Genomic DNA, 13,063 nt, shown 5'->3' on the forward strand with positions numbered 1-13,063 from the left:
GCGGGCGAGCCCAACGGGGGAACGCCCGCCCCCACCCATTTCCCGAATCAGGAGGACTCCCGTGTTGGAGCTGCCAATACACCAACTCCCGTCCTATGCGCGCTGGTTCCCCCGCGCCTCTGCGGGGGCGGCAGCCCTGGCCGAGCACGCTCTCGCAACCCAGGTCGGCCGTCTGTGGGTGGACCGGGCCGACCGACCCCACATGGTCGCCGTCGCCTGCGCGAGCCACGTCCTCCTGCGCGGTGACCCGGGTGCCGTGACTCCCGCCACGCTGGCCCCGCTGGCCGGTCGATACGTGCAGGCTCCGGCCCAGTTCGTGCCGCTGCTCGGCGCCTCCTTCGACCGTGCCGTGCCCTGGGAGCGGATGGTGTACATCCGGCGCGAGAAGCCGGAGGCGCCGCGTCCCCCGCACGGGGTGACCGTGCGGCGTATGGGCGCGGCCGACGCCCAGGCGCTGGCCTCGCTCGATGCCGATTCCTCTTGGATCCACGCCAGTTGGGGCGGCCCCGGCGGGCTCGCCGCCTCCGGGCACGCCTGGGGCGCCTTCCACAAGGACCGCCTTCTCGCGGTCGCCTGTACCTACTTCCTCGGCAGCCGGTACGAGGACATCGCCGTGGTCACCGCCCCCGGCCACCGCCGCCAACAACTCGCCCTCAGCTGCGTCGTCGCCCTCTGCACCGACGTTTCCGCCCGCGGCCGTACCGCCAGCTGGACCTGCTCCCGGCACAACCGGGCCAGCCGCCTGCTCGCGTGGACGGCCGGTTTCCGTCTGGAGCGGGAGTACGTCCACCATGCGACCGGGTCGGCAGCAGCCCGAGGAATCACGAGTACCCGCATTTCCGCGCGGACTGGGTGATTCCGGGGCGAGCGTGGAGACCAACATGGACGGGGCGGCGTACGCCGACGCGCTGTCGGAGTACGCCGCCCCTTGGGAGAGACAAGCTGCGGAAGGGGGCCCGCGCGGCCGTTCCGGCTACTTCGGATCGCGGTTGAAGACCGCCTTCGACCATTGCGGCACCAGGCGCACTAACGCCCGTCTTGAGGCATCACATGGCACGAGTGGTGCCGAGCGGTGCCATGTGATGCCACGCGATGGCCTTCACCGGAACTCGGCGAGCCGAGGCCGGAGCCCGAGTACGAGCAGGGCGCCCGCGAGCAGCAGCGCGCCTCCCGCGGCGGGCGCCTGGGTGCCGATGGCGTCCCGGCCGGTGGCGATGGCCTTCTCGTGGTGCGAGGAGTTGATCGCGGTCACCTGGTCCAGGGCCTTCATCCACAGCCCGAAGTGGGCGTTGGAGGTGTCGGACGCCCAGCCGATACAGAAGACGGTGGCCTCCTTCAGCCTGCCCTCGGCCACCAGCTGCCGTAAGGCGCGGTCGTCCTTCTGGTAGAAGGCGTACGCCTCGACGGTCTTCTCGGCCGCCTCGCGCTCCCCGGCGAAGGTGATGTTGTCCAGCTCGCGCCGGTACTCACCGGTGAACCGCTTGTCCCCGTGGTCGCGCTGGTACGCGTTCCAGGTCTCGTCCAGCTTCGCGTCGTACGAGCCCGGGCTCGCGCCCTCGATCCCGTACAGCTTCTGCGACTTGTCGAAGAACGTGCTCTCGTACGCCGTCCGGCGCGAGGGGTCGAGCAGGAAGCGGCTCTCGTCCGCGTTGGCGTCGTACCCGAGCGCCTTGGACTGCGACAGCGCGACCACCGAGTCGAACGAGTCGTGCCGGGCGATCTTCAACTGGTCGGCGGAGACGGTCAGAAGCCGGCCCCCGCACACCAGCGCGACGAGGGCGCAGAGCGTCGAGGCGAGCAGCGCGGGGTTGAAGACGCGCTGGAAGCGGCGGGCCAGCCGGACCTGGAGCATGACGAGCGCGGCGACCAGCAGCAGCCCGAGGACGACTTCGGCGGCCAGCTGCACGGACAGGTCCGAGCGCGAGGTGTCGTACTCGTGCTCGTACACCGCGTTGTTGGCATCGACGAGCGTGCGGGCCTGGGGAAGCAGACGTGCGGAGAGCAGGTCCGTCGCCCGACTGTAGTCGGCTCGGGCCAGATCCTTGCCGCCGGGGTGCTCGTCGTTCTCCAGGGCGCGCCCGACCAGCTCCTGGTAGTGCGCGAAGTCGTCGGTCAGCGCGACCACCGTGTCCTCGGTGGCCTTGTCGCCGTCCGAGGCGGCGCCCAACGTGCGCAGCGAGCGGCTGATGGTCTGCTGGGCGTCGGTGTAGAAGCCCTGGGCCTTGACGTACGACTCGTCGAGGCGGCCCTTGCCCGTGCCCGAATCGCCGCTGGAGAGAAGGATGTTGGCGGCTTGTGCGTCCATGTCGTTGAGCGCCAGGCTGAGCTCGCTGGCGGCGACCGTGCGGGGCGCGTCGCGGTGTGCGATCGCATTCCATGTGCCGGAGGCGACGGTGGCGGCGACGACCAGCAGGATCAGCAACCCGGTTCCGAGCAACAGACACACCGCGCGGGCCAGCCGAAGCCTGCCGGGCGTGGTGGTCCAGTAGCGCTCGACGGCGTACTTCAGCAGTCGGACGAGCCGGGCGACGGCAATGGGAGGCCGTCGCCACGGCTGTCCTTCACGCGGACCCCCTCCGGACCGCGAACCCGGGTTCCCCCCGTGACGAACGGCCGACGCGGGGTCTGGTTCAGCAACCGCCGGGGCCCCCGCTCCCTGACGCTGCTCGGCACCGGCGGTGATCGCCACTCGCCCTCCAACCTCGCGCCACGGGCCGTTCGTACGAACCCGTGTCACACCAGCATGGGGGCAGGAGTTCGATTGATCGCGTACGTTGACGGGCCCCTGACGCCCAAGGGGCGCTGCTTAACGCGTACTTGATGGCCTTGCCTTCCGGCCAGGTCAGGAGCGGGCGTCCGACCTCCGGCCTGACGTCCTTCTCACGCGTCCGGGACGCTCCCGGTGTTGGACCCGGTGGGCTCCCGTAGATCGGCGACGGGCAGGGACAGGACCATGGTCAGACCGCCGCCCGGAGTGTCCTCGGGTGTGAGCGTGCCGGCCATCGCCTCGGTGAGGCCGCGGGAGAGTGCGAGGCCGAGTCCCACCCCCGTCGTGTTGTCGGTGTCGCCCAGGCGCTGGAACGGTACGAAGGCCCGCTCCCTGTCCTCGGCGGGCATCCCGGGGCCCCGGTCGATGACACGGACTTCGACCCGGTCGGCGAGGGTGCTGGCCGTGAGCAGCACCGTCTCGCCGGGCGGGGTGTGGCGGGCGGCGTTGCTGAGGAGGTTGGCGACCACCCGCTCAAGGAGCGGAGGGTCGGCCAGGACGGCCGGGACGGCGTCGAGGTGCTGGATGTCGATGAGGGGGCCGTCGGGCGGCAATGATTCCAGGGCGGTCGGGAGCACCTCTTCCAGGGCTGTGGCGCGCAGGCTCAGGTTCAGTGCCCCGGCCTGGAGGCGGCTCATGTCCAGGAGGTTGTCGATGAGTCGGCTGAGGCGGGCCATCGACTCGTCAGCGGTGGCGAGGAGCTCGTCGCGGTCCTCGTCGCTGAAGTCGACGTCGCGGCTGCGCAGGGAGGCGATGGCGGCCCAGCCCGCGGCGAGCGGGGTGCGCAGGTCGTGGCTGACGGCGGCGAGCAGTGCGGTGCGCATCCGGTCGGCGGCCTTGACCGGTTCCACCTCGGCGGCCGCCTCGGCCAGCCGGGCCCGTTCGACGGCGACGGTGACGTGCGCGGCGAACGCGGTGAGGACCTTGCGTTCGGAGGACGGCAGGGTGCGACCGCGCAGCACGAGGTGCGCCTGCTCGCCGACCGGCACCTGGACGACGCTGCCGTCGTCCACCACGGGCTGCTCGGTGAGTTCCGCGGAGTCCATGCCGAAGGTTTCGCGCGTACGTTCCAGGAGGGCGGGGATGGCCCGGTCGCCCCGAACGATCGACCCGGCCAGGGAGGACAGTGTCTCGGCCTCGGCGGTGGCCCGGGCCGAGCGGCGCGAGAGTCTCAGCGAGCGGTCCACCACGGCCGCCACGATCCCCGCGACCACGGCGAAGACCACGGTGGCGAGCACGCTGTTGAGCGTGGTGGTGAACGCGCCGATCGGCGGGATGAACCAGTAGTTGAGCAGCAGCGAGGCGCTCACGGAGGCGACCACCGCGGACACCACTCCCCCGACGCAGGCGACGCCGACGACCGCGAGCAGGAAGAGCAGAGCTTCACTGGTGAGGTTGAGGCTGCCCCGGGTGTGATCGAGCAGGAGAGTGAGGAGGACCGGCAGGACAAGGCCGGAGACCGGGCCCGCGATGAGCCGGGCCGTGGACAGGGTGCGCCGCCGGGACGGCAACAGCCGCCCCCTGCCCGCCCGTTCGTGGGTGACCATGTGGACGTCGATGTCCCCGGAGAGCCCGACGACGGTCTCTCCCCTGCCACGCCCGGTCACGAAGCGCTCCAGGCGGCCGCGGCTGCTGGTGCCGAGCACGAGCTGGGTGGCGTTCTCCGCGCGCGCGAACTCGATCAGCGCGGTGGGTATGTCGTCGCCGACCACCGAGTGGTAGCTGCCGCCCAGGCTCTCCACCAGGGTCCGTTGACGGGCGAGGGCGGCAGATGAGGACCCGGCGGCGAGCCCGTCGCTGCGCGCTATGTGCACCGCCAGCAGATCACCGCCGACCGACCGGTCCGCGATCCTGGCCGCCCGGCGGATGATCGTCTCGCCTTCGGGTCCCCCGGTCAGCGCGACCACGACCCGCTCCCGGGTCTCCCACACACCACCGATGCCGTGCTCGGAGCGGTACTTCTGCAGCGCCTCGTCCACCTGGTCGGCCACCCAGCGCAGAGCCAGCTCGCGCAGCGCGGTCAGGTTCCCCACCCGGAAGTAGTTGGCGAGCGCCGCGTCGACCTTTTCCGGGGCGTAGATGTTGCCGTGCGCCATCCGGCGGCGCAGCGCCTCGGCGGGCATGTCCACCAGCTCGATCTGGTGCGCGCGGCGCACCACGTCGTCGGGGACGGTCTCCTGCTGCGGCACCCTGGTGATCTTCTCGACCACGTCTTTGAGGGATTCGAGGTGCTGCACGTTCACCGCGGTGACCACGTCGATCCCGGCGGCCAGCAGCTCCTCGATGTCCTGCCAGCGCTTGGCGTTGCGTCCGCCGGGAACGTTGGAGTGCGCGAACTCGTCGACGAGCGCCACCTGCGGTCTGCGCTCAAGGACGGCGTCGAGGTCCATCTCCTCGAACTCCCCGCCCCGGTAGATCCGCCGGGTACGGGGCAGGATCTCCAGGCCGTCGAGCTTGTCGAGGGTGTGCCGTCGCTTGTGGCATTCGGCATAGGCCACGACCACATCGGTTCCGCGCTCGACCCTGCGCCGGGCCTCGTCGAGCATCCGGTAGGTCTTGCCCACCCCGGGGGCGGCCCCGAGAAAGACCTTCAGTCGACCCGGCCTTCCGGGCGGGACATCCGGCTCGACCACCACTGCACGCTCCTCCTGACGCCGAACGCGCGCCCCCGGCCGTGCAGGCAGCCCTGCGCGACCGGGGGCGCGATGTGTGATGCCGATCATCACCGGGCGATGCGGAGGAGAACAGCCGCGCCCGACAACCTTGATGGATCTCTGACCCAACGGCCGGACTAGGCAGCGGCGTTCGTCGGAATCAGAACCGGTCCGGGAAGATCAGCGCGAAGACCAGATAGCCGAGCAGGCTTGCGGCGACACACAGTCCGACGATGTTCTCGACGCTCACGGTCGTTCAACTCCCTGACACAAGCCGACGGCATTGACGAAGGGCAGCAACAGGCGCCCCACTCAGCGAACCCCTACCGGCCCCTGCCGGACATGCGCCTTGACGCCTCCCTGTCGCCGACCGGCATTTCCTTGACGTCGTCCTGATATTCCACCGGTCGATAAGGTGAAGGCGGTGTGCCGGGAAGTCTGGTCGGCGTTACGGGCCGGACGGGCCCGTTTCTGTTCTGGGGTTCCAGGGGGCGGCATGCGCGGCGTTGGTACGGTCCTGTTTCTCGTGGTGCTCGCCACGATCGTGGCCACCGGTGCCCGCCGCTGGCGCATCCCCGCGCCCTCGCTCCTCGTCGTGGCCGGTCTGACCGTCGCCCTGCTGCCCGGTACCCCGGAGATACACATCACCCCCGAGATCATCGGCCTCGTGGTGCTGCCGCCGCTGCTGTACGCCAGCGCGGAGGAGATCTCCTGGCGCGAGCTGCGCGTGGTGTGGAAGCCGGTGAGCGTCCTGGCGATCGGCCTGGTCCTGGCGTCCGCCGCGATCGTCGGCTACGTCGCCTCGGTCCTGACTCCGCTGTCCTGGCAGATGGCCCTGGTCCTCGGCGCGGTCCTGGCCAGCACCGACCCGGTGGCGGTCACCGCACTGGGCCGGCGCCTCGCCCTGCCGCCCAAGGTGCAGGTCCTCGTACAGGCCGAGAGCCTGTTCAACGACGCCACCTCGCTGGTGCTGTTCAAGGTCGCGGTGAGTGTCGCCGTAGCCTCCTCGACCGTCTCCTGGGCGGGCGCGGGCGGCGAGTTCGCGGTCCTCGCGGGCGGCGGCACCCTGATCGGAGCGGCAGCGGCGGGTGTGGTGGTGCTGATCCGGCGCCGCACCGAGGACCCGGTCCTGGAGACAGTGATCGCGCTGGTCACTCCGTACGCCGCGTACGTCCTCGCCGAGGCGGCCCACACCTCCGGCGTCACATCGGTGGTGGTGGCCGGCGTGCTTCTCGGCGGCCGCTCGGACCGGCTGACCAGCGCCCGCATCCGCCTCCAACTCCACGCGGTCTACGGCACGGTGGTGTTCCTCCTGGAGAGCGTGGTCTTCAGCCTCATAGGACTCTCGCTGCCCGGTCTGATACGCGAACTGGGCGACGGAGACCGACTGTGGCCGCTGTACGCCCTCGCCCTCGCCGCCACCCTGATCGCGGTCCGAATGCTGTGGATCTTCCCGCTGTCCGCCCTGCTCCAACGCAAGGGCCAGACACCGACCAACTGGCGGGTCCCGGTGGTCCTTTCCTGGGCCGGCACCCGGGGGGTGATGCCCCTCGCGGCCGCGCTCTCCATCCCAGTCGCCGCCGCCGACGGCACCACGCTGCCCGGACGCCCCCTGGTCCTCGTCCTCACCACCTCCGTGGTCGTGGTGACCCTGGTCGGGCAGGGCTTCTCACTCGCCGCAGTCGTCCGCCGCTCCGGCATCGCCCTCGAACCCGACCACACCGAACGCGAGGAGGCGCACGCCCGCCTGAACCTCGCGGACGCCGGAATGCGGCGCCTGGACGAGATCGCCGAACTCGAAGCCGTACCCGAAGTCGTCGCCGACCGCCTGCGCCGAGCACTCGAAGCCCGCCAGGAACACGCCCGCGAGCGCCTCGGCGACCCCGACGGCTCGGCCGAGTCCGCCGAACACGTCTACCGCCAGCTGCGCCGCGACCTCATCCTCGAAGAGGCCGCCGAACTCCAGCGCCTGTACGACGACCACCGCATCAGCGACACCACCCGCCGCCGCCTCCAGCGCTCACTCGACCTGGAAGAGGCGCGCCTGGCGGACGCCTGACGCGCGGGCGTCAGAATGCCGTATGCCCGGCGTCAAAACCGGCGGGTGACGCACGACAGCCCCACTCCCCAGTGCATACGGTCCCGTTATGGGAAGACGGACGGCCCGGGAACGGGCGGGGCAACGACGCGATCTCCCGGAGCCCCTCGCGTACGACACCACATGGGCCGGGGAGGCCCGGGCGGCGGTCGGCTGTGCGGCCCTGCTCCTCGGGCTGCTCCTGGCGATCGATACGGGCGCCGGAACCCTCACCGACCTGCGGGCGGCACTGTGGCTGGGCCTGGCCGTCCTGCTGTTCGCGGTGCTGTGGCCCGCCCGGGTGTCCGCCGGCCGGGGCAGCCTGGTCTCCCGCAAGCTGATCAGCTGCTGCGAGGTGCGCACCGACCGGCTGGTCTCGGTCCGCTGGTCCGACGGCGTCGCGCAGCGCCTCGTGCTCCGCGACGCCGAAGGCAACCGCGCCGAGATCGACCCGAGGGTGCTCGTCGCCAACCCGCCGCTGTGGCACGTCCTGGACGAGGACGCCCGTACGAGCATGGCGCGCGGCACGCTCTGCTGCGGCGAGACGGCACTGCGCCAGATGGCCGCACGCGTCGACGGCGAGACGGCCCGCCATGTGTTTAAGATCTCCGGACTGGACTAGGCGTTTCCTCCTGATTCCTGCGGATCTTCAGGAACCTTGACGGCCTCTTAACGGGCACATGCCCGCCGCCGTTCGTACGCTCGCGACGTGCTCAACGTGACCGGCGTCCTCAAGCGCCTCGTGATCGGCCGCGCCATGCGCAGCGAAGAACTGGGCGAGACCCTGCTGCCCAAGCGGCTCGCCCTGCCGATCTTCGCCTCCGACCCGCTCTCCTCCGTCGCCTACGCGACCCAGGAGATCCTCCTCGTCCTGACCCTGGGCGGCCTCGCGTACCTCCACTTCACTCCGTGGATCGCTGCCGCCGTGGTCGCCCTGATGACGGTCGTGGTGCTGTCGTATCGGCAGGTCGTGCACGCGTACCCCAGCGGCGGTGGCTCCTACGAGGTCGTCTCGACCAACCTCGGCCCGTCGGCGGGACTGGTCGTGGCCGCGTCCCTGCTGGTCGACTACGTGATGACGGTGGCCGTCTCGGTCGCCTCCGGTGTCGACAACATCATCTCGGCGCTGCCGTCGCTGGCCGACCACCGCGTGCTGCTGGCGCTCTGCTTCGTGGCGATCCTGACCGCGACGAACCTGCGCGGCGTACGCGAGTCCGGCCGCGCCTTCGCCGCACCCACCTACCTCTTCATCGGCGGCGTCCTGATCATGGTCGGCACCGGCCTGATCCGCTACCTCCTCGGCGACGCACCGGTGGCCGAATCGGCCGCGTACGGCATCACGCCGGAGTCCGGCGACCAGAACCTGACGGGTCTGGCCCTGCTGATGCTGGTGTTGCGCGCCTTCTCCAGCGGCTGTACCGCGCTGACGGGTGTGGAGGCGATCTCCAACGGCGTACCGGCGTTCCGCAAGCCCAAGTCGAAGAACGCGGCGAGCACCATGGCCTCCATGGGCATCATCGCGGTCGTGATGTTCGTCGGCGTGACGACGCTGGCGATCGTCGCGAAGGTCCACATCACCGAGGACTCCTGCCGGCTGACCGGCATCGGCGGCGACTGCGACAGCTTCACCCAAAAGACGGTCATCGCCCAGCTCGCCGAGTCGGTCTTCGGCGGCGACAACAGCATCGGCTTCTACTTCATCCAGGCGGCCACCGCCCTGGTGCTGATCCTGGCGGCGAACACCGCGTTCAACGGCTTCCCGCTGCTCTCCTCGATCCTGGCCCAGCACCGCTACCTGCCCCGCCAACTGCACAACCGCGGCGACCGGCTCGCATTCTCCAACGGCATCCTCGCCCTCGCGATCGTCGCCGGAGCGCTGCTGTGGACGTACAAGGCGGACGTCACCAGCCTCATCCACCTCTACATCCTGGGCGTGTTCACCTCCTTCACGCTCTCCCAGCTTGGCATGGTCCGGCATTGGAACCGCGCCCTGCGTACCGAGCCCGACCCGGCCGTGCGCCGCCGCCACCAGTCCGCACGCGTGGTCAACGCGCTAGGCGCGTGCGTCACCGGCCTGGTCCTGGTCATCGTCCTGATCACCAAGTTCACCCAGGGCGCCTGGCTCGCGGTGCTGGCCGCGATCGTCCTGTGGGTGATGATGCGCGGCATCCGCCGCCACTACGACCACACCGCCGCCGAGCTCGCGGTCGACGACCCGCGCGCCGAACTCGTCCCGCCCTCCCGAGTCCTGGCGGTGGTCCTCGTGTCGACCATCCACAAGCCGACCCTGCGGGCCCTGTCGTACGCGCGCGCCTTCAGACCGCACCAGCTCGAAGCCCTCACTGTCGCGGTCGACAAGGGCGAGACGGAGGACCTCCAGCGCCGCTGGCAGGACCTCGACGTCAACGTGCCCCTGAAGATCCTCGCCTCCCCCTACCGCGAGATCACCAAGCCGGTCGTCGAGTACGTGAAGTCGATGCGCCGCGAGAGCCCGCGCGACGTGGTCGCCGTGTTCATCCCCGAATACGTCGTGGGCCACTGGTGGGAGAACCTGCTGCACAACCAGTCCGCGCTCTGGCTCAAGAGCCGCCTCCTCTTCACCCCGGGCGTCATGGTCACCAGCGTCCCCTGGCAACTCACCTCCGCCGCCCACGCCGACCACCCCGCCGCCCGCGCCCCCGGCTCGGTCCGGCGCGGCGAGCCGGCGGCGGGGCGCGGAAGCGACACACCGGCCGGACGCGTCTGACACATCCGGCACCCAGCACCAGCACGATCTCAGGGGGCCCGACACCGAAGCGACCCCGGGCTGATGGTCGGGCGGCCGTACGAATCCTGAACGGCCGCCACGAGCTCACACTCCACGGTGTGACTCGCCGAGAGGACTCCTTCAGCGTGGAGCACGTCGTCGTCCCGCCCCTCCCAGATCAATAACCCGTACAACCGCACGTGTGCGGGTGGCTGCGGTTACCGCTTTTCGCTGGCGTACGTGACGATGAACGCGACTGCGAGCGTGACTCCGAGAGCGCCGACCCCCATTAGTGCGAGCACCTCAAGTACCGATGCCCCCTCGATCACTCCTCTGACTGCCCCAGTGATCCCGATGACCGCGGCACCGATTCCCAGAAGGAGCGACCGGTGGTCCCTCGGTCGCCAGAGCCACCGCCTCGGCCGCCGTTTCCGTGGCGGTTGAGGAGCGCCCTGCTCGCGTGCGTGCGTCACTTGTACCTCACTCGACCTGGTGCCCCGGGGGCGACCACCTTGGTATCACCGGGCTCCCTGTTCCCACCCGGCGGCGTGTAGTAGTAGTCGATTCCAGTGGCAATGATCGCCACTGGAGCCCCAAAGATCTTCCCACCTGCCTTGCCAAGGAGATTGACGGCCGACGGCTTCCGGTGCAGCCCTCCACCGCCGATGTTCTTCTCCAGGCCCTTGCTGACGAGTCCGCCGGACCAGGACGGTGCGCCTCCCATGAAGCCGTCCCAAGCCTTGCCCCATTGCCCGTGGAGGCCGGCATCGGCGCCGTTCATCCACGAGCGATAGCTGAAGAACTCGGCCACCGGCTTGACGGTCCCGCCGCCCCACTTATCCGTCTTGGTCTCCGCCGGTTCGTCCGAGGGGAGATGCTGCTCTCTGCGGACCTCATTCACGGACGTGTACTTGGCGTGGCCGAAGTTGTGCTCATCGCCGCCATGGCTCTTCTTCAGCGCACGGCCTGCGGCTGCGTCCGTCTCCTGCGCGCGGGCGATGAGGGAATTGATGTAGTCCTCCCGCTCCTGCTTGTCCGCGCGGTCCTTGTCCGTCGGCTGAGCGTCCCCGGCAGCGCAGACGGAGAAGATGCAACTGACCGTGCCGTCCCCCTTGTCGACAACGGTGATGCCTGCTTTGCGCGCGTACTCCGTGGCTTCCTCGATGGATTGCCGCGCCCAGGTGAGATCCGTATGGGCTTCGTCGAGAACGGTCCAGATGCTCGTGGCTTCTGTATGGGCGTCTTGGAACTCGCGGGCGGTCTTACGAACGAAGCCCTTCGTCACGTCCGCGTTCTGACCGGCCCACTGTGCGCCATCGGCGTACTTGACCAGGCCGTCGCCGGCATCCTTCGCGAGCGTGTCGAGCTCGGCCACCATGTCCTTCCAGTCATCGACCGCCTTGCCCAGCTTGCCCAGGTCCAACCGCATGATGCCGCCGTATGTGATGCCGCCCATGGCGCCCCCTCAGCCGAAGTACTTGGAGATCTCGGAGACAGAAGCAGGAGCCCCGGTTCTGTGTTTCAGACTTGCGGCGACCCACGCGTCGTCACTGGCGTGAGCCGCGACTGAATAGTCGAGATGGTTGGAGATATGGGCGCACGCTTGCAGAAGCGTCTTCAGCTGGGAGTTCCACGTCTCAACCGTGGTAGTCAACTCGGACCCCATGGTGAAGCCCTCGTGACCAAGTGCAGCGGCGGCTTCGGCTGTTGCACCGGAGCCTTGCGCCCCTCGGGTTACGTTGCCGGCCTTGAGGAGGCGGCCATGCAGAAGAAAGGCTTCATGCCCCACCTTGCCCAAGTCGTCGCTGTGTACGACCAGATCGCCGGAATCAGGACCGCCGCCTTGGGACGAGCTCGATGCGCCAGCGAGTCGCATCGCTGCCGTCTTCTCTGCCGCGGAACCCTTGAGTTCAACCCATTCGTCCTCGAACGACATGGGTCCCCACCACCCGTCACTCAGTCCAGTTACCTCTTTGATCATCAACTCTGTACTTCCAACGTACCAAGCGTCATCAGAGCCCATACAGCCGCATCTCTGTAGGGGCGTTCGTCTACGGCGCGCGCCGGGGGTCCCAACTGCGGCTGTGCGGCCGGATTCACTATGTGTCGGTGTGGCTCAAAACGGAGCCCAGTCTCGACATGGCGGTCCAGCCCTTTACGAATCGGCGCGCTTCTCGACTTGGTTGGGGACGGGGGCCTTGCGGCAATGCTGATGGCCTGCTCGGTTGCAAGTTCGACGGCGAGAATCAGGCACAGCCATTGCCTGCACTGGAGGCCAGCTCTCACTGGGCGTTGTGCATCGGCGGCAGCTAGACGTGCCGGATGGCGCGGCGCGCTTCAGGTTCAGGGTCATCGAGCAGCCATCCGGCCGACCGTTGAAGGCCCCGCGGTCGTGCGCCAGCTGGGGCCTGGAGAAGACGACGGTGCACCGCGCCCGGTGGCCCTGTGGCATGTCGGGTTCTTCGTCTGCGGGGACCCGCTTACCTGACCGACCCGGCCACGGTTGGGGCGGACTGCGATCCGCACCGCGGGATTGACCCCGCTGCCTCTGCGGCTGCGCGGGCCAGCATCCCCACATTGCCTTGGTCCACTGCGGCGTGCGATCCGTTGAAGGTCGAGTTCTACGTTGCGTAGTCAGCACCAAGTCAGCACGGGAGCGTTGATCAGGGGTGCTGACATGCGGTTTCAGGTCAGCACCAAACCAGCACGGGAGTCAGCACCTGGCCCGCAAAATACCCTGAACGGTGCAACTCAGACAGCCCCGTGCCGCCCTCCAAAAATTGGCCCTCGAACCAGCACCGATACGCCCCTCATGGTCC

General features: G+C 69.3%; 9 protein-coding genes. 4 read left to right on the top strand and 5 right to left on the bottom strand.

From position 1 onward, the window contains the following. Positions 1–61 precede the first annotated feature (61 nt). Positions 62–856, top strand: coding sequence for a GNAT family N-acetyltransferase (locus OG965_RS08290; protein WP_371650709.1), 795 nt, complete (start codon positions 62–64; stop codon positions 854–856). Between the two features lie 243 nt (positions 857–1,099). On the opposite strand, the gene OG965_RS08295 is transcribed toward OG965_RS08290, so the two are convergent. The 3 genes from OG965_RS08295 to kdpF all read right to left on the bottom strand — a co-directional run bounded on the left by OG965_RS08295 (position 1,100) and on the right by kdpF (position 5,671). Beyond that, positions 1,100–2,437: a hypothetical protein gene (locus tag OG965_RS08295; RefSeq protein WP_371650711.1), complete on the bottom strand. Its 1,338-nt coding sequence runs from the start codon at positions 2,435–2,437 to the stop codon at positions 1,100–1,102. A 443-nt stretch (positions 2,438–2,880) separates the two neighbouring features. Beyond that, complete coding sequence (locus tag OG965_RS08300; protein WP_371650713.1) at positions 2,881–5,403, bottom strand: ATP-binding protein; 2,523 nt, start codon at positions 5,401–5,403, stop codon at positions 2,881–2,883. A 178-nt stretch (positions 5,404–5,581) separates the two neighbouring features. Then, the gene (kdpF, locus tag OG965_RS08305; protein ID WP_371650715.1) at positions 5,582–5,671 is read right to left on the bottom strand and encodes a K(+)-transporting ATPase subunit F; all 90 of its coding nucleotides are present in this window, start codon (positions 5,669–5,671) and stop codon (positions 5,582–5,584) included. Between the two features lie 246 nt (positions 5,672–5,917). Between kdpF and OG965_RS08310 the strand changes: the two genes are divergently transcribed. The 3 genes from OG965_RS08310 to OG965_RS08320 all read left to right on the top strand — a co-directional run bounded on the left by OG965_RS08310 (position 5,918) and on the right by OG965_RS08320 (position 10,244). Then, on the top strand, positions 5,918–7,480 hold the full coding sequence (locus tag OG965_RS08310; protein WP_371650717.1) for a Na+/H+ antiporter: 1,563 nt from the start codon (positions 5,918–5,920) through the stop codon (positions 7,478–7,480). 88 nt (positions 7,481–7,568) lie between these two features. Beyond that, entirely contained in the window at positions 7,569–8,120 is a 552-nt protein-coding gene (locus OG965_RS08315) for a hypothetical protein (RefSeq protein ID WP_371650720.1), read from the top strand. Between the two features lie 135 nt (positions 8,121–8,255). After that, positions 8,256–10,244, top strand: coding sequence for an APC family permease (locus tag OG965_RS08320; RefSeq protein WP_371656887.1), 1,989 nt, complete (start codon positions 8,256–8,258; stop codon positions 10,242–10,244). A gap of 469 nt (positions 10,245–10,713) precedes the next feature. Here OG965_RS08320 and OG965_RS08325 read toward each other — a convergent pair whose 3' ends face one another. Together OG965_RS08325 and OG965_RS08330 are read right to left on the bottom strand one after the other, a co-directional pair. Beyond that, positions 10,714–11,700, bottom strand: a complete 987-nt coding sequence (locus OG965_RS08325; protein WP_371650722.1) for a hypothetical protein — start codon at positions 11,698–11,700, stop codon at positions 10,714–10,716. Between the two features lie 9 nt (positions 11,701–11,709). Beyond that, positions 11,710–12,180, bottom strand: coding sequence for a hypothetical protein (locus tag OG965_RS08330; protein WP_371650724.1), 471 nt, complete (start codon positions 12,178–12,180; stop codon positions 11,710–11,712). Positions 12,181–13,063: the final 883 nt, after the last annotated feature.

Source organism: Streptomyces sp. NBC_00224 (assembly GCF_041435195.1).
Taxonomy (GTDB): Bacteria; Actinomycetota; Actinomycetes; order Streptomycetales; family Streptomycetaceae; genus Streptomyces.

Coding starts and splice junctions, on each gene's coding strand:
- OG965_RS08315 (WP_371650720.1), top strand. CDS start 7,569: ATGGGAAGACGGACGGCCCGGGAACGGGCGGGGCAACGACGCGATCTC.
- OG965_RS08320 (WP_371656887.1), top strand. CDS start 8,256: ATGCGCAGCGAAGAACTGGGCGAGACCCTGCTGCCCAAGCGGCTCGCC.
- OG965_RS08330 (WP_371650724.1), bottom strand. CDS start 12,180: ATGTCGTTCGAGGACGAATGGGTTGAACTCAAGGGTTCCGCGGCAGAG.
- OG965_RS08310 (WP_371650717.1), top strand. CDS start 5,918: ATGCGCGGCGTTGGTACGGTCCTGTTTCTCGTGGTGCTCGCCACGATC.
- OG965_RS08325 (WP_371650722.1), bottom strand. CDS start 11,700: ATGGGCGGCATCACATACGGCGGCATCATGCGGTTGGACCTGGGCAAG.